Source organism: Mesorhizobium sp. WSM4833, from assembly GCF_055811095.1.
The window spans coordinates 55,732-78,652 of the sequence record NZ_JBVVQG010000013.1 but is presented as its reverse complement, the minus strand read 5'-3'; the positions used below and the strand labels follow the sequence as shown (position 1 = coordinate 78,652).

The window sequence follows — 22,921 nt, the reverse complement described above, 5'->3', positions numbered from 1 at the left end:
CTCACTCGTCCATGATGTGCTTGAGGCCGGCGCGGAAATAGTCGTAGCCGGTGTAGAGCGTGACCAACGCCGCGATCCACAGCAGCACCAGCCCGGTCTGGGTGGTCAGCGGAAAGATCTTGTCGCCGGCTGGTCCGGCCAAGAGGAACGCTATGGCGACCATCTGGATGGCGGTCTTCCATTTTGCCAGCTGCGTCACCGGCACCGAGACTTTCAGCGCCGCCAGATATTCGCGCAGGCCCGAGACGAGGATTTCGCGGCACAGGATGATGATCGCCGCCCACAACGACCAGCCGGCAATGCCTGCATGGCGATCGGTGTCCGCAGCCAGCAGCAGCAGGCAGGTGGCGACCAGCAGCTTGTCAGCGATCGGGTCGAGCATCTTGCCGATGTTGGAGGTTTGTTGCCAGGCGCGCGCCAGATAGCCATCCAGATAATCGGTGATCGAGGCGAGCAGGAAGATGATCAGCGCCGACCAGCGGGCAAAGTCGCTCGACTTCAGATGTCCTTCGAGAAAAAAGCACAGCACCACCATCGGCACCGCGACGATGCGGGCGTAGGTGAGCATGTTGGGCAGGTTGAACGCGCGCTTGGCCATATCCGGGAAACTCTTTCTGCCTGCCTACTCAAATCAGAAGCGAATGTGGGGGGTCAACAGGCCAGATTCGACAGGCCAGATGAAAGTGCCAGATTTTTCAACTCTCGTGGAAGTGATTGTAGACCAGTTTCGCCACCTGCTCGGAAATCCCGTCGACTTTCCGCAGATCCTCGATGGCCGCGCGGCTGACCGCCTTGGCGGTGCCGAATGCCAGCAGCAATGCCCGCTTGCGGCCGGGACCGATGCCGCTGATCTCATCCAGTGGGCTCTTGACCATTTCCTTCTTGCGGCGAGCCCGATGCGAGCCGATCGCGAAACGGTGAACCTCATCGCGCAGCCGCTGGACGAAATAGAGCACGGGGTCGCGGACCGGTAGGGAAAACGAGTCCCTGCCTTTGACGAAGAACCGCTCGCGGCCGGCATCGCGGTCCTGGCCCTTGGCGATGCCGATGGCAACCACGCGATCCTCGATGCCGAGATCCGAAAGGATCTTGCGCACTGCGGTCATCTGGCCCTGGCCACCGTCGATCAGGATGACATCGGGCCAGGCCGGGAAGCTGCCGGAGATATCGTCCTCCATATCGTCTGCCGAACCGTCGGCTGCATCCCCAGCCGGGACATCGCCATGCTCCTTGAGCAACCGCGAAAACCGCCGTTCCATCACCTCGCGCATCATGCCGAAATCGTCGCCAGGCGTGATCTCGGTCGAGCGGATGTTGAATTTCCGGTACTGGTTCTTCACGAACCCCTCCGGTCCGGCAACGACCATGGCGCCGACGGCATTGGTGCCCATGATGTGCGAATTGTCGTAGACCTCGATGCGCACTGGCGGCTTCGGCAGGCCGAATGTCTCGGCGAAACCGGCAAGCAGGCGTCCCTGGGTGGAGGTTTCAGCCAGCCGGCGTCCGAGCGCTTCGCGGGCATTCTGCAAAGCGTTGTCGGTCAGGTCCTTCTTCTCGCCGCGCTGCGGCACGGAGATCGCGACCTTGCGGCCGGCGCGGGTGGAGAGCGCCTCGGCCAGCAATTCCTGATCCTCGACGCCATGCGACAGAAGAATGTTCCGCGGCGTCGGCTTGTCGTCATAGAACTGCGCCAGGAACGAGCCCAGCACCTCGGCTGCTTCCAACGCCGGATCGGCCTTGGGGAAATAGGCGCGGTTGCCCCAGTTCTGGCCGGTGCGGAAGAAGAACACCTGGATGCAGACCTGGCCGCCTTCCTGATGGATGGCGAAGACATCGGCTTCGTCGACGGTCGCCGGATTGATGCCCTGGTGGCTCTGCACATGCGACAGGGCCGCCAACCGGTCGCGATAGATCGCGGCGCGCTCGAAATCGAGAGCTTCCGACGCCTGCTGCATGGCGGCCGAGATTTCCGTCTTCACCTTCTGGCTGCGGCCGGACAAGAAGTCCTTCGCCTCATTGACCAGCTCGGCATAGTCCTGGTGCGAGACCTCGCCGGTGCAGGGACCGGCGCAGCGCTTGATCTGATAAAGCAGGCATGGCCGCGTGCGGTTCTCGTAGAACGAGTTGGTGCAACTGCGCAGCAGAAAGGCGCGCTGCAGCGAGTTGATGGTGCGGCCAACGGCACCGGCCGAAGCAAAGGGGCCGAAATAATCGCCTTTGCGCGAGCGCGCGCCGCGATGCTTGTAGATGCCGGGCGAGACATGGTCGCCGGTCAAGAGGATATAGGGAAACGACTTGTCGTCGCGCATCAGGACGTTGAATCGCGGCCGCAAGCGCTTGATAAGATTGGCTTCGAGCAGCAGCGCTTCGATCTCGGTGCGGGTGACGACGAACTCCATCGTCGACGTCTCGCGCACCATGCGGCCGATGCGGGTGGTGTGGAAGCGGCCTTGCGCGTAGTTGGTGACGCGCTTCTTCAGGCTGCGTGCCTTGCCGACATAGAGCACGTCGCCGGCAGCGTTCATCATGCGGTAGACGCCGGGCGCGTTGGGCAGCCGCTTGACCAGCGTCTGGATCACCTCGGCGCCGATCATGCCTTCCGCGTCGCCGGCATGCGGCGTCCAGTCGATGGCGGTGAAGGCGACATCGGGACCGACGGTTTCAACGATTTCCTCGACCGCCTCGTCCTCAAGGTCGATATCGGGGGGCAGATCGTCGGTGCCGCCGCGCGGCTTGCTTTTGTGGTCTATAGGACTCATTCCGTCATGCCTGTCACATCGGGCGTCTGCCACGCAAGATGCTGGCCGCCATCGAGCGCGATCATCTGGCCGGTGACCGAGCGCGCTTCCCAGAGATAGCGGATTGTGGCGCCGAATTCCGGCAATTCCGGGCCGCGCTTGAGGATCAAGCCATCGACTTGGGCTGCAAAATCGCTGTCGTCCTGACGCGCGTTCTTCAATGTCGGCCCCGGGCCGATGGCATTGACGCGGACGCGGGGACCGAGCGCTTGCGCCATCATCTGGGTGGCTGTCCACAGCGTCGATTTGGACAGTGCATAGGAGAAGTAGCGCGGCGTCGGCCGCCAGACGCGCTGGTCTATCATGTTGACGATCAGGCCCTCCTGCCCTGCCGGTAGTGCCCGGGCGAAATTCTGCGCCAGGAGCGCGGGCGCTTTCACATGGACGGCAAAGTGCCGGTCCCAGGCCCGCCAGTCGAAATCCAGAACCGAATCGTCCTCGAACAGCGACGCGTTGTTGACCAGCAGCGAGAGCGGCCCTAGCGCTGCTTGCGCCTCGCCGATAAGGTCATCGATGGCGTCCATATCGGTCAGGTCGGCGGCGACCACCGCGGCGCGGCCACCTCCGGCGATGATTTCGGCAGCCAACGCATCGGCCTCGCTGCGCGAGCGGTTGCAATGGATGGCGACGGCAAAACCGTGCGCGGCGAGATCCTCGACGATCGCCCTGCCGATCCGCCTGGCCCCGCCCGTCACCAGCGCCGTGACAGTGGCTTTGCTCATATGGTGTCAATCCTCAATTTCGGCCCGAAAAAGCAGTGCCGGCGAAATATGGCCCGGCATGCGTTAAATGGTGTTCGCACCTTGGGCAGCATTGTGGCGAAACGGCCGTTTGGGCATCTTGGCCCGCCCTGGACTCAGGCGTGCCCGACCGCAATATAGGGTGCTGGAGTCCTTGCACCAAGCGGTGTGCAGCGCAGCACCGGATGGTTCCTGCCATTTCGCTGTTGCGAAGATGCAACGTCAAGGTTCTGCCTCATTTGCGCCGGGGAATGACCCAAGTTCAGGTTCGCTTCAGCCGCATTTTGACACGACATTTGGAACCGACGAACGCCAGATCCGTTTCACCCCCCGGACGGGTCGATGGCGATCGTGAGAAACAAGCCTGTGTCCTGTGGCTTAAGGAGTAAAGAACAATGCAAGCCAATCTCAAATTCGCACGGCCGCTGGCCGTTGCGCTCGGGCTCTTCGCCCTCAGCGGAACTGCCTATGCTGCTGACGTGGTTTCGGAAGAGCCGCCGGCACCTGCGCCGATCGCTGAACTTCCCGTCGCTTCGTGGGCCGGCCCCTACGCCGGTCTCAACGTCGGCTATGGCTTCAGCGGCCATACCAAGGAAAAGGATCTGGGTGTTGACAATGTTGACGTCGGCACCAAGGGCTTCGTGGGCAGCGTCTTCGGCGGCTATCAGTGGCAGCAAGAGAACTTCGTCTACGGCGCTGAAGCCGAACTCGGCTACAACGGCGTCAAGGGCGACGATTCTGGCGTCAATTCCAAGGCCGGCTTCGAGGGTTCGTTGCGAGCCCGTCTCGGCTATGCCGTGACCCCGGAAATCCTGCTCTATGGCACCGGCGGTCTCGCCGGAAGAAGCCTGAAGGTCGAAGACGACGTATACGGTTCGGACCGCGCCACGTTGCTCGGCTGGACCGCTGGTCTCGGCACCGACATCAAGCTGACCGACAATGTCTTCGGTCGCGTCGAGTATCGTTACACCGACTTCGGCAGCAAGAGCTTCGATGGTATCGGCAAGGTCAAGGCCACCGACAACCGCGTCACCTTCGGCGTCGGTATGAAGTTCTAAGTCGTTCAAGCCACGACACGAAAAAGCCGGGCCTCGCGCCCGGCTTTTTTATACCCGCGTGATTTCCGGGTAAATCTATTCGGGTAATGGGCGGTCAACCGGGAATGCAGGGCTTCAGTTCTGGAAACTTCTCGTCGAAGCGTGCCGCCCACCGCGTCAGCCGGGCGCGACCCTTCTCCCATTTCCCGGCAAAGCGCAGCGCGAGATAGCCAAGGCAGGCGCGCAGCGCCATCTGGCCGGCGGTGATCTTTTTCGGCAGCTTCGGCGGCTTGGCGTTGAGCAGGTCGAGTGCCGCCGTGATCTTCGCCCACTGGCGATCGAGCCAGGGCTGATAGACCATCTCCTCAGGCCGCGTGCGCCGTTCATAGACCATCGACAGCGCACAGTCGCAAATGCCGTCGGCCAATGCCTCCAGCACTTCCGCCTCGAGCCGCTTGTCGGGATTGCGTGGAAAAAGCGCGCTCTTCGACAAACGGTTGAGATGCTGGGTGATGGCGCGACTGTCATGGATGGAGCGACCGTCGTCGAGCACCAGAACCGGAATCTTGCCGAGCGGGTTGGCGATCATCAAGTCGACCGGCTTCTCCTCGGTCTTGATCGGCACCAGATCGACAGCGATGCCGGCATAGGCTGCCGCCATTCGTACCTTGGAACTGTAGGGAGAAGACGACGCATAGAGCAGTCTGGGCATGATCCGTTTCCTGTTTTGCAGGCCGGCAGTGTTGACCGATCGGGCGCGATCGGGCAATGGCCAGAAGCGGAAAACCCAACCGCCAGCGAGCGACGCATCGGACAGGGCCGTTTAGCGAGCGCTCCATGAAGACGGTGCTTCGTCACCATGGCCGCCGGGTTGCCGGGATCGCGCGAAGCCGCCAGCCGACTGGCAAGACCGAAGAGCCTCGCGCCGATGTTCATCACCCGCATGAATGACACGAAAAAAGCCCCACCGGACTCCGCCCTATGGCGAAGTCCTGGGAGCTGCGAAAAGATATCCTCCGTCCGCCTCTGTTCTCGCCTTCCGACTGCCTAAACAACGAGCGGGGCGCCCTGTGAGGCACCCGCCCTTGACTGTTTCGGCACCGCCCCCGGCGAGGGAAGCGCGACTACTTCTTGCCGGCCTTCGCGGGCGCTGCCTTCGGCTTGGCCGCAGGTGCCGCTTTCTTCACCGGCGCTGAAGATTTCGCTGCCGCCGCCTTCTTTACCGGAGCAGCCTTGGCAGCCGGCTTCTTGGCTGGTGCAGCCTTGGCAGCCGGTTTCTTGGCAGGTGCTGCCTTCTTCGCTGCGGGTTTCGCCGCGGCTTTCGCTGCAGGCTTCTTGGCCGGTGCCGCCTTGGCAGCCGGCTTTGCCGCTGCCTTGGCGGGTGCCGCCTTCTTCACTGCCGGTTTCGCAGCAGCTTTCGCTGCCGGCTTCTTGGCCGGTGCTGCTTTTGCCTTGGCCGCGGCCTTCGGCTTGGCAGCAGGTGCTGCTTTCTTCACTGCAGCTGCGACCTTTGCCGTCGCTGCTTTTGCGGGTGCTTTCTTTGCCGGTGCCTTGGACGCCGGCGCTTTGGATGACTGCTTAGCCATGCGATGCCCCTTCCTTTGTGCCGACGGCCGTAATGACCCGGCGCGCTCATGCATATCTGACTCGCGGCTTGCTAGCCAGCGAAGCAATAGACTGATTTTCGCAGCTTAAATTTCGGTTACGATCGGCACATGGTCGTGCTGATCGTCGCAGAAATTCACTTCTGATCTTCGACCATTGGCTAGAATGTGTCGCCGACATTCTCCACAGTCCGCGGAAGCGCTCCTCTCGTGAAGCTCCGAAGATCAGCGAGCTGCTTTGCGTGTCGATCGTCGGCCGCCGATATCATGACCGCTGCCTCATCGGTGCGATCATCTCGTGCAGGCGGACGATCTATACTGCAATGCGACAGCCGATCGGTGCATCGTCTTGTCAAGCACGAACGCAGATCGGCCTGCTCGTGAATTGACAGATAACTCTACATGGCAGAGTATTCTGTACAGCATGCTGGAGCATTTCAATGTCGATCGCACAGGAGCAAGCGGCGCTGTCGCCGTTCGAGATTGCCAAGACGGTCCGCCACGGCGGCAGCATGGTTGTCGGCGGCCTCCGGCTTGGCTGCGCCGGAGCCAATCGATGAGTGCCGACGAAATCATCCACCAGAGCACTCGGCTCAGGATCATGGCGGCGCTGAGCATGCTGGAAAGGCGGCAAACGCTGGATTTCACCGGGCTGAAAGCCATCGTGGACGTCACCGACGGCAATCTCGGTGCGCATCTCGATACGCTGGCCAGGGCTGGTTATGTCGACATCGAAAAGCTGTTCGTCGGCCGCCGGCCGCAGACGCGCGTCAGGGCGACGACGAGCGGACGGCGCGCGTTCCGCGGCCATGCCGCATTCCTGCGCAAGATCCTCGATCAGGCCGAGGCGGCGGCGCGCAGGAAATAGCGTGATGACTGGGCAATCCGCTCAGCGCGCGGCAACAACGGCAACGCCGGCGCCGATCATTACACCGCCCGCCGCGCGGTTCACCCGGCGTACGATCCTTGGTGTGCGCAACAGGCTGCGGGCGCGACCGGCGAGGACGACATGACCGCCGATCACCACGACCTCGACGGCCACGATCACCATCATCAGCACACCGAGATGACCTGCGTCGAGCGATGCGCCGACGACGCTAGGCAACAGCGCAATGTAGAACAACGGCATTTTCGGATTGCCAAGATTGAGCGCGATGCCGGTGGCAAAAATCATCAACAGCCCTCGCCGTCCTGAGATGGGCTGCAGTTCGGGAATGACGGGCGCCGCCATCCACAGCCTGATGCCCGTCCAGACCAGATAGGCCGCTCCACCATAGCGAAGCACCGTCATGACGATCGCCATCTTGGCGGCGACGATCGACAGGCCGAAGGCGGCGAGGATCAGGAAGATGAGGATGCCGACCACGGTGCCGGCACCGTAGGCGATGCTCGACGCGGCGCCATTGGAGATTGTGCGCGCGATGATCGTCATGTTGTCCGGACCCGGGCTGGCAGCGAACACGAAGAAGGCGGCCGCAAAGGCAAGCGAGGTCGCGAGATCTATGAAAACTCCCGAGGGTAATGCCGCTCTCGGGAGTCCAGACTAGCCGGTTTACCTGTCGGCGCCATCAGGAAAATCGCGAAACTGCGCGATGCGCATTTCCGTCACGGCTGATAGCCGAGGCAGATGGCGCCGAGCGCGACGATGGCGCAGGCGCCGACCCGCCGCGGCGTCAGCACCTCGCCGAGGAACAGACGTCCGATGAAGGCCGCGAAGACGACGCTGGTTTCGCGGATCGCGGTGATCGGACCGGCCGGTCCGAGCGCGAAGGCCGCGACCACGACACCGTAGGCCAGAAGTGCAAACAGGCCGCCGCCCAGCGCCTTCCAGGTTTCCGGCGCACCCAGGTCGACTGTGAGCCGGCCACGGCAGGCGACGAAGGCCGCCGGCAGCAACGCGCCGTAGATCACCAGCACCCATGCGGTATAGGCGCCGGCGTTTCCCGCCGCCCGAACGCCGAGCGCATCGACCGTCGCATAGGCGGCGATGATCGCTCCCGTTGCCAGCGCATAGAGTATCGATGTCGTGGCGGCCCTGCCCCTTCCGAGAGAAAGGCCCATGATGCCGCCCGCGACCAGCGCGACACCGATGGCCTGCGGCAGAGTGAGCTGCTGGTTGGCCAGGAAGAACCCGCCGAGCGTGACGAGCAGCGGCACGCTGCCGCGAACGATCGGATAGACCTGTCCCAGCTCGCCATATCTGTAGGCGGCCACCAGAAACAAACTGTAGCCAACCTGCAGGCAGGCCGAGAGCACAATGTAGGACCAGGCCGGCGCGGCCGGAAGGGCGTGGAAGAAGGCTAAGGGGATGGCGAGCGCCGTACTGGAAAAGCTCATGACGGTGACGGTCCACAACCTGTCGGCCCCCGTGCGCAGGAACGCGTTCCAGGTTGCGTGCAGGATTGCCGCAAACAATGCGAGCCCGATGACCAGCGGGCTCATTGGGACTTACGCGAAGCAGCGACGATGCCCATGGCCGCCTTGCGGGCGTCGCGAATGGCGGCGTCGGCCGGCCCCATCTGCGCCAGCAAGGTCGCACCTTCGATCAGCATAAGCAGTGTCGCCCCCACGCTTTCGGCGCGGCCGCGCGGCATCATCTCTTCGAGGATAGACCGCATGCGCCGCTTGAGGCCGTTCTTCTGCCTGACAACGGCCTTGAAAACCGGATGCCCGGGATCGCCGAACTCGGCCAATGCATGTGCGAACAGACAGCCATGGAAATCGGCGCTGCGGAACCAGCGTGCATGCCAGTCAAAGATCCTTCCGATTTTCTGCTCCGGCGGAATGCCCTCCTGGGCGAGCCGGTCGAGCTGGCGGTCGAAACGCATAGCGCGATAGTCGAGCACCTCGACGATCAATTCGTCCTTGCTGGGGAAGTGGCGATACATCGTCATCTTGGCCACATCGGCTTCGGCGATGATCCGGTCGATACCCGTCGCATGGAAACCGGCGCGCTTGAACAGCACGTAGGCCGTTTCAACGACGTGCTGGCGCTTATCGGAAACGGGCGATGGTGTCATGACGCATACCGAGTGATGAGACAGGTCTGTCTCATATCTATGCGACGGATCGCGCCTGCTGTCAACGCAGCACGAAAAACGCCTGCAGCCGATCAAGCCACAGGCGCGAAAGAGATTGGAAGGGGAAACCGGGTTTAGCGCAGAATGCGGCAGCGGCCGTTGTAGACCATCCAGCGGTCGAAGCCCGAGACGCAGAATTCGACATTGTCGCCGATCGAGGCAAAGCCCTGGCCTTCCTCGATCAGGTACCAGATGGTGCGATCGCGGCCGTCGGACAGGCTGACGGTGGCCCCGCAATAACGGCGACCGATCGGCCAGGTATCGTCGGCCGCCAGATAGCGATGCTGGTGAATGCGCCGGAAATCGGTGATCTGCACATCCGGCAGATGCGGCACGTGATGCACCTGATAGGAAAAGCGGCTGGTGATCTTGTTCAGTACCCAAGGCTGACCGCAGACCCCGCTGTCTTCATCGGAATAGACCGTAAGATCGGCGGCCTGCACGGTCTGGGCGATACCGAGAGGCGCGGCAAGCGGGGTGCAGAGCGAAATCAGGGCGGCAAGAGCGGATTTGGCGAAGCGAGTCATGGCAGCCTCTCAAGGTCGATTGTGCGCACTGTGCGGATTCGCTCGGCGGCGGTCAAGCGGTTGCGTTGACAATGGTTTCCCAGTTTGAAACTGCTTTTTGACCAAAGCCGAATTTACACGGCACCGGAATGGCTCTGGCACGTTCATGTCCGGATCCAAAAGAGCGCGGGTCCCGGGTCGTCAATGAGCCCGCCTCAAGCCTGCTCGCCGGCCAGCCATTCCAACGACCAGTGCGCCGGCCGCCCCACCGCAAGCAGCCTGTGCAGGGCCGGCAGCAGCATCCGCAGCTCGCCCTCCAGCGTGAACGGCGGATTGACCACCAGCAGACCGCTGCCGTCGAGGCTGGGTTCCAAAGAGGCCGGCCTGATCTCGAATTCGATGTCGAGCAGCTTCGGGATGCCCGATTGCTTCAGCGCCTTGCGGAAAGCGATGATCGCCTTGCGGTCCTTGATCGGATACCAGAGCGCGTAGATGCCGCCTGGCCAGCGCTTGTGCGCCCTTATGAGCCCGTCGACGAGGCGATCGAACTCACCCGCTTCCTCGAATGGCGGATCGATGAGAACAAGGCCGCGCTTCTCCTTCGGCGGCAGATGGGCGCCGAGCGCGAGCCAGCCATCGAGTTCGATGATCCGGGCCTGGAAATCGCCGGCAAAGAACGTCCTCAGCCTCGCGGCATCCTTGGGGTGCAGCTCGATCGCGGTCAGCCTGTCCTGCTTGCGCATGAGATGGCGCGCAATCAACGGCGAGCCCGGGTATTTCTGGATGCCACCCTCAGGGTTGAGCGACCGTATTGTCTCCAGATAAGGCGCGAGCAGTGCTGCCACCGGCGCGGCAAACGGGGCATCGATCAGCCTGCCGATGCCGCCTTGCCACTCACCCGTCTTCTGCGCTTCGGCCGACGACAGATCGTAGCGGCCAATGCCGGCATGGGTGTCGACGACCCGAAACGCCTTGTCCTTCTGCTTCAGATACTCGAGCAAGCGCGTCAGCACGACATGCTTGACGACGTCGGCGAAATTCCCGGCATGGTAGGCGTGGCGGTAGTTCATCGTTTTGTGCCGTTATGCATGTCGTTGTCCCAAAACCGCTGCACACTTTTGGGCGACATGCATCAGCCCCTGCCCCAGCGCGGTGGTGGCGGCTGAGAGTTCGGATTTTCCGGCCGGCCGCCTCGAGTGCGCAAGGTCAGCAAAAATCCGATCAGGCCGATCGCCATCAGCGCGAAGCCGACCGGCCGTGCACGGCTGTCGATCTCGCCTGCGCCGGAGCGCAGGATGAGATCGACAGCCCGCATCGGTATGTCGTCGGCATCACCCGGTCCGACGGTGAAGACGTAGGGACCCGGGCTGACGGTCGCGATGACGCCGGCCTCGTCGCGAAAGATCTTGTCGGGCAGTTGCGGGCTGGCCTGGCGAGGATTGTCGGAATGGTTGAACTGCAGCGTCGAGGCGAGCACCGTGCGGCCATTGCTGGCGGCGGTCAGCGTCAGCACGGTGCGCTGCTGCGAGACGATGCGCTCGGCTCTTGCGGTCAGGTCGACCAGCACCCGCACCGGCGCATCGCGGCCGGAGAGCGGCACCGTCAGCGGCTTGAAACGGCCTTGCTCATAGACCCGCCAGGTGCCGATCTCGTGCCCGGAGAAATTGCTCATCGCCCAGGGATAGATGACACCGACGCCGGCGCCGACAAGCAGGATCAGGACAAACAGAAAGCGCATTCACATCACCATGGCGTATCGTAACCTTGCCAATAGCGCCCCGACGGCCAAAAGGCGATGGCCAGTTGCGGCAGCCACCCTGGAGGTGGACCGTGCGGGGTGCGAGCGCAACCAGCTTGGCGGCGTGGCTGCGCAACAATGCCGATAACGTTCTACCTATGCGCTCAAAAATTAAGCCGTGTATTTCGCGCGCCGCGCTGAATATTGCTGTCGGCTCATTCTTGGCCGTTCTTGCTGTCAGGTTTTGATTCTACCTCAAGGGACAGCTTGCCGCGTCCGGCAACATATTGACGTCGATCGAGCCAATATGCTGATTCATAAACAGGATTTGCCTTGTGCGCCATGCTTCGGTCCGAGAGGCCGTAGCCGCTTTCATGATTAACCATTCGCGAGCGCATTTGGTTAAGGAATTGCTAATTTAGTTGACTATAATTTCCACAGGTATATTTTCGATGCGTTGGGATGTGCAATTTGGGCGAGCAATCGATGGTGACACCGGGCGTGTGATCGCGATTTCGGGGCGCGGAGAATGCTGAGCGGCAGCACGGAGGTTGTGTAGTCGCACCAGCTTCGCGAAAGCCAAGAACAATTGACGCACATCAGTGATGGCGGTTCCGCAGATGCGGAGGTTTGCCACGTTCTCAGGAACGTGGCCGGGCGATGCTTTGTCCCGGCCCGGCGGTAGCGTGTTCGGTGCGTATGAGGAAAGCATGACTAAGCTTGTCAAGGTTCTGAAACTGGAATCCGGCAGCCAAAAGGACGCCAGCCAAAGCCGACGACGCGCCCTTGTCGCCGGAGGAGCGGGATTTTTAGGTTCGCATCTGTGCGAACGTCTTTTGCGGGACGGATACGACGTTGTCGCGCTGGACAATTTCCACACCGGCAAAAGATACAATCTCAATGCCCTTCAGCGCAATCCGAGCTTCAGCTGCATCGAGCACGACATCGTCGATGCACTGCCTTCGGACCTTCAGTGCGACGAGATCTACAATCTCGCCTGCCCAGCCTCTCCGCCGCACTACCAGGCAGATCCGATCCACACCTTCAAGACAAGCGTGCTTGGCTCGCTGAACCTTCTGGAACTCGCGCGACAGAACAAGGCCAAGATATTCCAGGCCTCGACGTCCGAAGTCTATGGCGATCCCTTCGTGCATCCACAGCCCGAGAGCTACTTCGGCAACGTCAACACGCACGGGCCGCGCTCCTGCTACGATGAAGGCAAGCGCTCGGCCGAAACCCTGTTCTTCGATTATTCGAGAACCTATGGTCTCGATATTCGTGTCGCCCGCATTTTCAACACCTACGGTCGCCGCATGCAGCCCGACGATGGACGTGTGGTTTCGAACTTCATCGTCCAGGCGCTGCGCGGCGAGGACCTGACCGTCTATGGCAGCGGCCAGCAGACGCGCTCCTTCTGCTATGCCGACGACCTGATCGAGGGCTTTATCCGGCTGATGAATGCGCCGAACGCGCCCGCCCACCCGGTCAATCTCGGCAACCCTGCCGAATTCACCATCATGGAACTGGCGACGCTGGTCGTCGATTACACCAACGCCCGATCGAAGATCGTGCATCGGCCGCTGCCCGTCGACGATCCCAGGCAACGCAAGCCGGACATCTCCTTTGCCAGGGCCAATCTCGGCTGGGAGCCGAAAATCAGCTTGAGCCAGGGGCTCGCGCGTACCGTCGAGTATTTTGATACCCTGCTCTACGGAAGTCACACCGCCAGAGGAGCTGCTGCTTCATGAGCCGGCCGGCGGTCCTGGTGACGGGTGGAGCCGGCTTCATCGGCAGCCACACCTGCAAGCAGTTGGCCGCCGCCGGCTACATGCCGGTGGTTTTCGACAATCTGAGCCGCGGCAATGAGAGATCCGTCGCCTGGGGGCCGCTTGTCGTCGGCGATATCCGGGATCGGGATGCACTGCGGCGGGCGATGGAAACGCACCGGCCGACGGCCGTGATCCATTTTGCTGCGCTGGCCTATGTCGGAGAGTCCGTTCGCGAGCCGGCCGAATATTATTCGACCAATGTGACAGGCACCATCGCGGTGCTCGATGCCGCACGCGCGAGTTCGATCGAAAACATCATCTTCTCCAGCAGCTGTGCGACCTACGGCGTGCCGGAGGCGTTGCCGGTTCGCGAGACCTCCTCGCAAAATCCGATCAGCCCCTATGGGCGCACCAAGCTGATCGGCGAACAGATCATCGGCGACTATGCGTCCGCGTACGGAATGAAATTTGCGATCCTGCGCTATTTCAATGCTTGTGGCGCCGATCCCGATGGCGAGCTCGGTGAGTGGCATTCGCCGGAAACCCATCTGGTTCCCAGAGTGCTCATGGCCGCATCGGGCATCATCGACGCGATCGAGGTTTTCGGCACCGACTACGACACGTCGGACGGCACTTGCGTAAGGGATTATATCCACGTCACCGATCTGGCCCGCGCCCACCTGAAAGCGCTCATGCATCTCGAGGGTGGCGGGCGAAGCCTTGCGGTCAATCTCGGCACAGGGCGGGGCGTCTCCATCAAGGAGATTGTCAAGGCGGTCGGCCGAATGACGTCGAGGCCGGTTCCGGCAGTGTTCAGGAGCCGACGCCCCGGAGATCCGGCGGAGCTCTACGCCGACCCGGGAAGCGCACGCGAACATCTTGGCTTTGTGCCGGAGCTTTCAGACATCGATACGATTGTCAGGACGGCCGCTCCCTTTTTCGGACTGAAGACCAGGCCCATGAAACTGCCGCCAGTGAGGGCGGCAGCGCCGGTCGTCGCCCGACGGGTCAGAGATAGCGGGGGTGACAGCTCGCGCGCTGGCCAAATCCGCTAGGGCTGCAGATATAAGGCGAGCCGCCCGAGAACGTGCTGCCATCGCCCGGATTGAACGAGATGTTCACCGGCGCCGGCGTGCTGGCTTTGATCCGTTGCGGCGGTGCAAAGGCGTAGGCACTTTCGGTCCCTATTGTGCTTGTCATCTGGATCGGAAGGTCGGCCCGGAGCGAGCGCACGAGAAATCTGGCCTGCACGGGCTGGACCGCGGGCTGACTGCGGACCGGGTGGACGATGGGCCTGATAAGGACCGAACCGGTTTCAGTCGCGTCCATACCTTGACAACCTGCAACCATAGAGCTCAGCGCCACAGCCGCGGCAATAGATACGACATTCTTGCTTGAGCGAAATACGCTCGCGGAATTTCTCATCCTCTGTCCCTTGCTATCAAGTATAAGCCAGGGGCGCATTGCGACATACTATACTTGGGCCGCTTCCACGCCGCATGAGTGACCACTCGCACATCACACGTTATATTAGATATCACTAATTATTAAATTTCATCAAAACCGTATGGCAGGCCATCGTCTTGTCGTCCAGGCGATGCAGTTGAATGCGACTAAATGCGCTCGGCGCGCCGAGCGCCTGCCGAGCCACTCAACCATAAGCGATTCGCGGGTTCCACAACAGGCGCACGGGGAGAACAGCCAGGCCATCTCAGCGCGGCCGGAAGCGGCCTACTTTTTGGCATCGACCAGCTTGCGGGTCACTTCGAACTGCGCGCCCTTGGTGTCGCCTGCTTCGAATTTCTTGTATTCGTGGGAAGGATCCTCGGGAGATCGCTTGAAACCGTACCATTCCCCGTCCGGATCCTTGCGTTGCTCGATATTCCGGCCCTGAATGCGGTGGCTGTAGCAGGTGCGGTGCTGCTCGCCGGTGTAGCCCTTCGATCGCCAGGCGAGCTCCATGCACATCTTGCCGTCCTTGGTCACCAGCCATCTGCCCTCCGCGACAGACGCGGTGTCCTGCCCGGACGTCCAGGCCTGGAGACGTCGATTGTCCTGCGCGAAAAAGGCCGCGCCGTTTTTCCATATCCATGTGCGGTCGGCATAAAGAAGCTGCAGCTCGTAGGCAGTCGGAGCCGGTGCGATGACCGTTTCCGCTGGTCTGCCGTCTTTGGCGGCAGCCGCGTGCGCCGTTCCCGAAAGCGCCGTCTGGCCGCAGAGGGCCAGGAGAAACATGAGTTGCATACAAGTTGCGAACCGACAATGTTTGCGTCGACGGTCGACACCATGCGGTGGCAATCCGGTCAGAGCTGTCAGTACAATTGGCGTTCGCATGCCCGTTTTGCCCAAGGTAGCACTATCATCGCTCTGACAGCCGTATGAACTATTTAACAGTCGCGAGAACGGTGATGTCAACCTTTGCGAGCGGACGGACAACAACCGTTCCAGATGTGCGCATCCCGCTGTCGTCAAAATTAAGAAATGTGTCATATGCTCTGCCCAACTCTGACAATCGCACTCAAAAGCAACATCCGCAGACGTGAGGGAGGACGCGGTTTCAAATGGCGGGCGACCCGGAATTGAACCAGGCCGAAGGTCAGCAGTACCGGCAGCAGTCGACCGTCCGGGAAACGACTGCTCGCAATACCGTGAGCCTCAACATGGCGATCTTGCTGGGGATACTGTTCATTGCGATCCTGTTCAGGTTCCACAACATAACCTTGCCGCTGGTCGATGCCTTCAGCTGGCGCGAAACAAGTACCGCGATGATGGCCGACAATTTCCAGCAGCGCAGCTGGAACATCTTCTTCCCCGAGGTCAGCTGGACCGGGCCCGGGCCAAGCTATCAGGGCCGCGAGTTCCAGATCGTCAGCTATCTGACCGCCATACTCTACCAACTCTTTGGCTGGCACGACTGGTTCGGCCGCATGATTGCGGCCCTTTTCGGCTTGGTGACGGTGTTTTCACTGCACAGACTAACGGCGTTATGCTGGGGCGAGACGCACGCCCACGCCGCGGCACTTGCCTATGCGCTGATGCCGGCGGCGATCATGATCGACAGCTCGTTTCTTCCCGACCCCTCGATGCTGGCTCTGGTAACCTTGGGCGTCTGGCTTTTCACGAAATACTGGACGGGAGGCAGCGCGTGGCTGCTCCCTTTCGCCACAGCCAGCTTTTCCCTCGGTGTGCTTGCAAAACCACCGGGTTTGGCTGCTGGAGGCGTCATATTCTATCTGATGGTTTGCTGGCTTTTGCAAAATCGGCGAAAGCATGCGGCCAAAGTATTCATAAGCGGACTGGTCAGCCTGTTCGTCATCGGCGCCTACTACAGCTGGGCCATTTATCTCGGGCGAACCTATCCGCCCTTTCATGTCGCGGGCAGCGGATACATCTGGGATTCTGGATTCTGGACGTTTTTCAACAACGATTTCTATTTCAAATCTGTTTGGAACACCTCGGTCTGGTGGTTTTACGGCTATCCGTTCATGATTTTGATGGCGGTCGGATTCTGGATGCCGCCCCAGCCAGTCGCGGAATCGAAAGAACGCGCTCTTTCGGCCATACCTTTCATATGGCTTGCAGCGGCCTCTGTTGTTTATCTCGCTGCGGCACGTGAGATCACGACCAATCCATGGAACTATCATATATTCCATGTGCCATTTGCGATGTTTTGCGGCCGTGGCGCGGTCGTCCTGGCGACGCTTGGAGCCAAAACCGTTCCGTCTCCTGGGATAATTCTGCGGTCGATTTGCATCGCGGCCGCTATGCTTGTCTGGTCGACTTTTCCCCTCGTCCGGACAATGAAGGCGCCCTTCGCCATGAATGGAAAGTTGCTTGGCGACGAGCTGGCGCGCAGGGCCCAACCTGGCGATCTTGTCGTGGCCATCGCTCCGGAGGTGGGAGATCCTGTCGCAGTCTATTACAGCAGGGCGCGCGGGTGGGTGTTTCCGCCTGGTGGCGGCGACGTGGAGTGGTCCAGGTTCGTCGAGGACGATGCCATCGCGATAGCACAGCTTGAGGAACTTCGCACGCAAGGCGCGGATTGGTTCGGCGTGGCAAAGGATGCCGAAGACAGTCAGAAACGGCCGTTCATCGAGCATCATGACGGGGTGATCGACTATCTCAACAAGATCGGGACCAAGCGGCTGGATTCGGACAACCTCCTGATTTATGAAATCAGCCGGCCTTGATCTGGTCAGGCCGTTGGGCTTATGGGCTGGGGATCAGGCAAACGTTGGAAATCCGGCGACGGTCAGCGACCTTGCCGACCCGCCCTCGCCTGCCCAACGCAGCAAGCTAAGCGAGACAAGCCAGCCAGCAAGGTCAAATATCTCTACGGCTGGCGGAATTCGACGGTTGCGACCGGAGGAATTGTTGAAACGAGCGATTTCGATCATTGTGACGCTGGCCCTGCTGGCCTGGCTCGCCAGCGACTCGCGCTGGCGCATGGTCGGCGACGCCTTTGCCCGCATCACGCCCGGCACCTTCGCCGTGGCGACGATCGCGTTCTTCGCCACCTATGTCTTGCGTGCGCTGCGCGTCTGCGACGAGTTCCGCGACGAGGTGCATGGCCGCTTCGGCGCCTGCCTGCGCGTCATTCTGATCCACAATGCGATGATCAACGTCGTGCCCTTTCGCGGCGGCGAGACGGCCTTTCCCCTGCTCCTGCGCCAGGTCTTCGGCATACCGATCATGCGCGCCAGCGCCTCACTGCTGTGGTTCAGGCTGCAGGACGCCTTCGTCGTCGGCGTGCTCGCCCTGGCGGTGTGGCCGGGCCTGCATCCGGCGATTAGGATTGCGGGCGGGGCCGTCTTGATCACCGCCGCCTGGTACCTGCCGCGCTGGGCGCGTGCGCCGCATGACTGGGCCGGCCGCGGCAAGATCGTGGCGAAGCTCGGCAAGCTCCGAGATGTGTTCACCGAAGCAACCGGACGCTCGCGCTATGGCTGGTGGTGGACGATCGCAAACTGGTCGCTGAAGCTCGCTGTCCAGGGATGGTTGTTGGCAATGCTGCTGGGGACATCCTTTTCGACCGCCTTTCCAGGCGTCGTTGGGGCCGAAGGAGCCGCCATACTGCCGGTGCAAGGCGTCGCCGGCTTCGGCACCTATGAAGCGGGAGCAGCGGCGGCGCTGCTCACCTCCGGAATCACGATGAAGAATGGCTTGCAGGCGGCGCTGGCGCTGCACCTGTTCATCTTCTGCTCGGCAATCGCCACGGGTGCGATCGCCTGGCTGTTTCCCTCGAAATCGACGCTGCCGGGAAATCCGGCTGTCGGACCTGCAAGGAAGCCATCCCAATGAACGTATTGCCCATCCCTGCTTCGGGACTGCCTGACGGCGCGGTAATGCCGAACCATACGCTGTCCATCGTCGTCCCCATGTACAACGAGGCCGAAAATGTCGAGCCGCTGCTGGCACGGATCCACCAGGCGATGGAAGGCTACGACCAGCCCTGGGAGGTCGTGCTGGTCGATGACGGCAGCACCGACGCGACGGTGAGCGAGATCAGGCGCCTTGCAGCGCATTACGGCTCGCATGTGCATGCGGTCGAGCTGGTGCGCAACTACAAGCAGACCGCCGCGATGCAGGCCGGCATCGACGCGGCGCGCGGCGACGTCATCGCCACGATCGACGGCGACCTGCAAAATGATCCCTACGACATTCCCCGCATGGTCTATCGCCTGCTGAGCGAGAATCTCGACCTGGTGGTCGGCTGGCGCAAGGACCGCCAGGAAGGGTTTTTCATGCGCAGGCTGCCCTCGCGCATCGCCAACGCGCTGATCGCGCGCGTCACCGGGGTGCGCCTCAAGGATTATGGCTGCAGCCTCAAGGTCTATCGCGGCAACGTCATCCGCAGCGTCAAGCTCTACGGCGAGATGCACCGCTTCATCCCGGCATGGCTGGCCACGGTGACGACCCCCAGACGCATCGCGCAGGAGGTGGTGACGCACCATGCCCGCATCCACGGCCAGTCCAAATACGGCATTTCGCGCACCTTCAGGGTCGTGCTCGATCTGGTGTTCATGTACTTCTTCATGCGCTATCGCACACGGCCGGGACATTTCTTCGGCGGCATCGGCATCGTGCTTGGCGCGCTGGGTTCTCTGATCCTTGCCTACCTGCTTTGCCTGAAGCTGTTTTTCGCCGAAGACATCGGAACACGCCCGATGCTGTTCACCGGCTTCTTCCTGCTCATCGCCGGGGTGCAGATGGTGACGTCGGGCGTGCTGGCGGAAATGCTGGCACGCGTCTATCACGAGGCGAACGGAGCATCGGCCTATGTCGCGCGGCCACGGCCGCCGGCCGGCGACAATGACGGCTGGCACGCCCCGGGCCGAGCATCGTGACCTGATCGGAATGCCACGGAGGTCCGCGCCTAACGAACGCATGGCGGTCGGAGGGCAAGAGGCAAAGCGCAACGTCTGCGCAAACCTCTCGCCCTCCACTCGCGCCCCCCCGGCAAAGACCCGGCAGCGGTCAAATCGGCCGCGCTTCAGGTCTGATGTTCTGGTCTAGTAACGCGAACGGCAGCTGGCGCGCTGGCCGAAACCGCTCGGACCACATATCCAGGGCGAATGACCCAGGAGCGGGCCGCCATTGCCCAGACTGTAGGAGACCTTCACCGTCGCCGGCCTGCCGACCCGCTGCGGCCGCACGAAGGCCGCATAGGCCTCCTCCCTCGTACGCGTCACGTTGGTCATCTTGGTGAGCGGTTTGCGGTTGATCAGATGCAGCCGCTTGTCCTTGGCGTAGTGCACCCTCTGGCCGAGCGAATGAACCACGGGCTTGGTGCCGATCGAGCTCGTCTTGGTGGCATCCATGCTTTGGCAACCGGACATCATCGAGATCAATGCAACCGCGGCAAATGCACAGGCATGTTTCTTGCCGAGCCTTGCCCCTCTTTCCATTATTTTGTTCATCGCTATCCCCTGCCATGAAATACAAGTCGCTGGAGCGCGGAGATATATTGCTCTTATTTGCTTTCCGCACCACGCGAGTGACCCATCGCCACTCACATCATGGGCTGTATATTAGGGGAGACTTATTAAATATCATGCAAACGATATGATGAGCGCGGTCTTTCGGCACTCGACCGGATATTATTAAAATTTGACCTTTTGGGCCCGTGCCTGGCCCTGCTACAGCTTGCCGGCCGGCTATCAAGGCAAATGCGGTTCAGGGGAGTTGTTTGCGCACGGACGCCTGTCGGCGTCAGCGTGGCGGATTCCAGGCGGGGTCAAGATGGAATGTGCGGGTTCCGCTCCCGCCGCGCCCGGCTCCGGAAACCGGGTAGGCCACGCTGACGATGCGCATACCGCCTGCCCCCTGCTGGAGCCCATATATGCCTTCCAGGCCGCGGTCACAGAACGCGGCGCCCGGGACGAAGAGCGCAACGCCAGCGAGCGAGGCCTGCAAGGCGAGTTTCGCGGCATTGCAACGCAACGAAATTTTGTTCTCCACGAGGTGCCTGGTGATGATCACGACCACAAGCAATCCGTAGACGAACGCATTGAAGGCAGCGAACCAGTAGAAGCCGGTGGCGTCCGAGGCGCGGTCTACAAGAAGGACCGGCAGCGAAGCTCCCATTGCAAGCACCACATAGGGAACAATAACGCGGGCAGGCAGCAGGTTTTTCGGGCCACTGCCCTTGGGGGTAACGCGAAAATCGACGAACGACTTGGTCAGATAATCGCGGATCGACGACAGCGTGCCCGCCAGCACCCACGGCCAACGAGCGAAGAATGAGAACAACATTCCCTCCCAACTGATCGTCTTGGCGGTCAGTGGGCGCGACAGCCCGAAGGACTTCAACAGCATCACCAGCACAATCAGCGAAATCGAGTTCGGCGCATAGTATAGAAGGAAGTCAATATACGTCACATTGGCGAAATTCTGACCCGTAAGAAGCGCGTATATCGGCATGATGTACATGACAAGCGAAAATACGGCGAAAAGCGGATACCAGAGCTGGCGAAACAGGAACTGGAATTTCAGCCGTGGCGATACCTTGGAAAGGTATATGGGCGAGTATTCGAGCATGATCGTCATCAGGCTCCGCGACCACTGGAACTCTTGCGTGACAAGATCGGCAAAGGTTTGCGGGCCGTCGCCATGGGCAATGGCGTCTATGGCATGCACACCGCGCCAACCAGCCGCAATGAACAGCATGGACGTCGAGTGATCTTCGGCCAGTTCCGGGCCAAGGCCGCCGACCTGCTTGAGCGCTGCGGTTCTCACGGCATAGTGCGAGCCGATGCAGAGCGGCGTTCCGTCGCCCGTGTGGCCGGACTGCAAAGGTCCGTGGAACATCCCTTCCGGGAACAGCCGGCCGCGTGCCGACCAGCTTTCAGCGGCATTGTTGTCGCATATGCTCGGCGCCGATACATAGCCAACCGCCGGGTCGGCAAAGGCGACCAGGATTTCCCTGAGATAGGTTGGCGTCGGGACGTGGTCCGCGTCCATCTGAGCGACGAAGTGATAGCGTTCATAACCATAGTGGTCGTAGAAGAAGGCCAGGTTTCCCTCTTTGCAGCGCGTCCGGCGGGGCCACACCTTGCGGTGATAATCTTCCCGCCCGCGCCGCGTCGAAATCATGACGTTATGGGCATCGCACCAGGCAATCGTTTCCTCGGACGGGTCCTCGTCGGCCAGCCAGGTATCATGCGGACAGTCCTGCGCCAGCATTGCCTCGAGGGTTCGCGCAACCACGGAAAACGGCTCTGACGGAGCCTTGGTCACCACCATCGCGACACGCGAATGCTTCGGGATCGTGTGAAGCCTGGACGGCTTTTTCATCGCATGCACGTTCAAGAGAAAATACATCGGCATGAATGTCAGCCATACGAGCGTCAATGTCGCCAGCATGTATGGGATGACGTGTTCGATGTGCCCGGGCTGCAGCCACCAGAACCAGAAAAATCCGAACGTTACCGACCAGCAGGCAAGTCCCAGCTTCCAGATCCGCTTCTGGGCGGACGACAGCACGGGCACCAGAAAAGGAGGCTTCTCCGCCGCCTTGCCCGGAGCTGCCCCACGCCCCCGTTTCGGCATGGTCTTACTGCCGATGATCCCCACGTCCGCGGAAACACTCATACACTTTACTGCCGCCACCCGAGCATCAGCCAAACGACGGCCGATGAGCCTAACCCAGCAGCAGAATCCGCTCAGGCATCCTTAGAGTCAACTAAATTAGTTATTTCTTAACTATGGTTCTTCAGAACTGGTTAAGGATAGTCCGGTGGAACAGTTTCCACCGACCAGCACGTGAACGATGAGCCGCAAATTTTTCAGCGCTGGAGAATTCGCCGATGGGCCAAAGCTGTCCGGCAAGGATCGAACTTTGAGAGCAGCGTTAACCATGTCGCGCGCACATGGTTAAGCAACCGTTAATTGCACTTGACTCTTGGCCGCGACCGGCTCTTAAATTAGCCAGGGATGATATATCGGGATATTGACGCGAATTTGTGAGTATCGCGGCGAACTTTCTCTCGAGCGCCCCCTGTATAGGGCCTTGAGAGATAATTTTTTGGGTGGCTCTGTGTCAGGTTTCGCACATCCGCCAACGGGTCGCTCCGAAATCCCGCAGATTCTGCCAAATAGAGCCGATCGGTTTTGGGTAATCGTGTCGATCAAGCATCGATGCGCACGG

Annotated in this window: 22 protein-coding genes; 7 read left to right on the top strand and 15 right to left on the bottom strand. The window is 61.2% G+C overall.

The annotated features are described in order from the left end of the window. Position 1: 1 nt before the first annotated feature. The 3 genes from pgsA to AC0L2D_RS24150 form a co-directional block, all read right to left on the bottom strand. On the bottom strand, positions 2–598 hold the full coding sequence (pgsA, locus tag AC0L2D_RS24160; protein WP_013532480.1) for a CDP-diacylglycerol--glycerol-3-phosphate 3-phosphatidyltransferase: 597 nt from the start codon (positions 596–598) through the stop codon (positions 2–4). A gap of 97 nt (positions 599–695) precedes the next feature. Further along, positions 696–2,759 (bottom strand): excinuclease ABC subunit UvrC, encoded by a 2,064-nt coding sequence (uvrC, locus tag AC0L2D_RS24155; protein WP_473542719.1) that lies wholly within the window; start codon positions 2,757–2,759, stop codon positions 696–698. Further along, the gene (locus tag AC0L2D_RS24150) at positions 2,756–3,520 is read right to left on the bottom strand and encodes an SDR family oxidoreductase (RefSeq protein WP_013532482.1); all 765 of its coding nucleotides are present in this window, start codon (positions 3,518–3,520) and stop codon (positions 2,756–2,758) included. The genes uvrC and AC0L2D_RS24150 overlap by 4 nt, the downstream gene beginning before the upstream one ends. Before the next feature lie 413 nt (positions 3,521–3,933). On the opposite strand from AC0L2D_RS24150, the gene AC0L2D_RS24145 reads away from it, so the two are divergent. After that, on the top strand, positions 3,934–4,596 hold the full coding sequence (locus AC0L2D_RS24145; RefSeq protein ID WP_013532483.1) for an outer membrane protein: 663 nt from the start codon (positions 3,934–3,936) through the stop codon (positions 4,594–4,596). A gap of 94 nt (positions 4,597–4,690) precedes the next feature. On the opposite strand, the gene AC0L2D_RS24140 is transcribed toward AC0L2D_RS24145, so the two are convergent. Beyond that, entirely contained in the window at positions 4,691–5,287 is a 597-nt protein-coding gene (locus AC0L2D_RS24140; protein ID WP_473542717.1) for a glutathione S-transferase family protein, read from the bottom strand. Between the two features lie 412 nt (positions 5,288–5,699). After that, the gene (locus AC0L2D_RS24135) at positions 5,700–6,161 is read right to left on the bottom strand and encodes a hypothetical protein (RefSeq protein ID WP_473542715.1); all 462 of its coding nucleotides are present in this window, start codon (positions 6,159–6,161) and stop codon (positions 5,700–5,702) included. 574 nt (positions 6,162–6,735) lie between these two features. Here AC0L2D_RS24135 and AC0L2D_RS24130 point away from each other — a divergent pair. After that, positions 6,736–7,047, top strand: a complete 312-nt coding sequence (locus AC0L2D_RS24130; RefSeq protein WP_013532486.1) for a transcriptional regulator — start codon at positions 6,736–6,738, stop codon at positions 7,045–7,047. 21 nt (positions 7,048–7,068) lie between these two features. On the opposite strand, the gene AC0L2D_RS24125 is transcribed toward AC0L2D_RS24130, so the two are convergent. The 7 genes from AC0L2D_RS24125 to AC0L2D_RS24095 all read right to left on the bottom strand — a co-directional run bounded on the left by AC0L2D_RS24125 (position 7,069) and on the right by AC0L2D_RS24095 (position 11,847). Beyond that, positions 7,069–7,683 (bottom strand): LysE family translocator, encoded by a 615-nt coding sequence (locus AC0L2D_RS24125; protein WP_473542798.1) that lies wholly within the window; start codon positions 7,681–7,683, stop codon positions 7,069–7,071. A gap of 101 nt (positions 7,684–7,784) precedes the next feature. Beyond that, positions 7,785–8,621 carry an EamA family transporter gene (locus AC0L2D_RS24120; protein WP_473542713.1) on the bottom strand — a complete coding sequence of 279 codons (837 nt, stop codon included), beginning with the start codon at positions 8,619–8,621 and terminating at the stop codon, positions 7,785–7,787. Continuing rightward, a complete protein-coding gene (locus AC0L2D_RS24115; protein WP_473542711.1) occupies positions 8,618–9,199 on the bottom strand; it encodes a TetR/AcrR family transcriptional regulator in 582 nt (193 codons plus the stop codon). Before AC0L2D_RS24115 ends, AC0L2D_RS24120 begins: the two co-directional genes overlap by 4 nt. 134 nt (positions 9,200–9,333) lie before the next feature. Next, the gene (locus tag AC0L2D_RS24110; RefSeq protein ID WP_473542709.1) at positions 9,334–9,786 is read right to left on the bottom strand and encodes a hypothetical protein; all 453 of its coding nucleotides are present in this window, start codon (positions 9,784–9,786) and stop codon (positions 9,334–9,336) included. Between the two features lie 194 nt (positions 9,787–9,980). Then, entirely contained in the window at positions 9,981–10,835 is an 855-nt protein-coding gene (locus AC0L2D_RS24105) for a 23S rRNA (adenine(2030)-N(6))-methyltransferase RlmJ (protein ID WP_473542707.1), read from the bottom strand. Between the two features lie 62 nt (positions 10,836–10,897). After that, positions 10,898–11,503, bottom strand: coding sequence for a hypothetical protein (locus AC0L2D_RS24100; RefSeq protein ID WP_013532492.1), 606 nt, complete (start codon positions 11,501–11,503; stop codon positions 10,898–10,900). Positions 11,504–11,718: 215 nt separating this feature from the next. Next, positions 11,719–11,847 carry a hypothetical protein gene (locus AC0L2D_RS24095; protein ID WP_255337192.1) on the bottom strand — a complete coding sequence of 43 codons (129 nt, stop codon included), beginning with the start codon at positions 11,845–11,847 and terminating at the stop codon, positions 11,719–11,721. A 366-nt stretch (positions 11,848–12,213) separates the two neighbouring features. On the opposite strand from AC0L2D_RS24095, the gene AC0L2D_RS24090 reads away from it, so the two are divergent. Continuing rightward, positions 12,214–13,251 (top strand): UDP-glucuronic acid decarboxylase family protein, encoded by a 1,038-nt coding sequence (locus AC0L2D_RS24090; protein WP_024504301.1) that lies wholly within the window; start codon positions 12,214–12,216, stop codon positions 13,249–13,251. Then, positions 13,248–14,327 carry a UDP-glucose 4-epimerase GalE gene (galE, locus tag AC0L2D_RS24085; protein WP_063171800.1) on the top strand — a complete coding sequence of 360 codons (1,080 nt, stop codon included), beginning with the start codon at positions 13,248–13,250 and terminating at the stop codon, positions 14,325–14,327. The genes AC0L2D_RS24090 and galE overlap by 4 nt, the downstream gene beginning before the upstream one ends. A gap of 676 nt (positions 14,328–15,003) precedes the next feature. Here galE and AC0L2D_RS24080 read toward each other — a convergent pair. Beyond that, positions 15,004–15,606 (bottom strand): DUF995 domain-containing protein, encoded by a 603-nt coding sequence (locus AC0L2D_RS24080; RefSeq protein WP_473542704.1) that lies wholly within the window; start codon positions 15,604–15,606, stop codon positions 15,004–15,006. Between the two features lie 227 nt (positions 15,607–15,833). On the opposite strand from AC0L2D_RS24080, the gene AC0L2D_RS24075 reads away from it, so the two are divergent. The 3 genes from AC0L2D_RS24075 (at position 15,834) to AC0L2D_RS24065 (ending at position 19,619) form a co-directional block, all read left to right on the top strand. Further along, positions 15,834–17,462 (top strand): ArnT family glycosyltransferase, encoded by a 1,629-nt coding sequence (locus tag AC0L2D_RS24075; RefSeq protein WP_473542702.1) that lies wholly within the window; start codon positions 15,834–15,836, stop codon positions 17,460–17,462. 184 nt (positions 17,463–17,646) lie between these two features. Further along, positions 17,647–18,573 (top strand): lysylphosphatidylglycerol synthase transmembrane domain-containing protein, encoded by a 927-nt coding sequence (locus AC0L2D_RS24070; RefSeq protein WP_473542700.1) that lies wholly within the window; start codon positions 17,647–17,649, stop codon positions 18,571–18,573. Positions 18,574–18,617: 44 nt separating this feature from the next. Further along, positions 18,618–19,619: a glycosyltransferase family 2 protein gene (locus AC0L2D_RS24065; RefSeq protein WP_473542796.1), complete on the top strand. Its 1,002-nt coding sequence runs from the start codon at positions 18,618–18,620 to the stop codon at positions 19,617–19,619. Between the two features lie 165 nt (positions 19,620–19,784). Here AC0L2D_RS24065 and AC0L2D_RS24060 read toward each other — a convergent pair whose 3' ends face one another. Together AC0L2D_RS24060 and AC0L2D_RS24055 are read right to left on the bottom strand one after the other, a co-directional pair. Then, complete coding sequence (locus AC0L2D_RS24060; protein WP_013532500.1) at positions 19,785–20,192, bottom strand: hypothetical protein; 408 nt, start codon at positions 20,190–20,192, stop codon at positions 19,785–19,787. A gap of 292 nt (positions 20,193–20,484) precedes the next feature. Continuing rightward, positions 20,485–22,323, bottom strand: coding sequence for a glycosyltransferase family 2 protein (locus AC0L2D_RS24055; protein ID WP_473542794.1), 1,839 nt, complete (start codon positions 22,321–22,323; stop codon positions 20,485–20,487). Between the last annotated feature and the right edge of the window lie 598 nt (positions 22,324–22,921).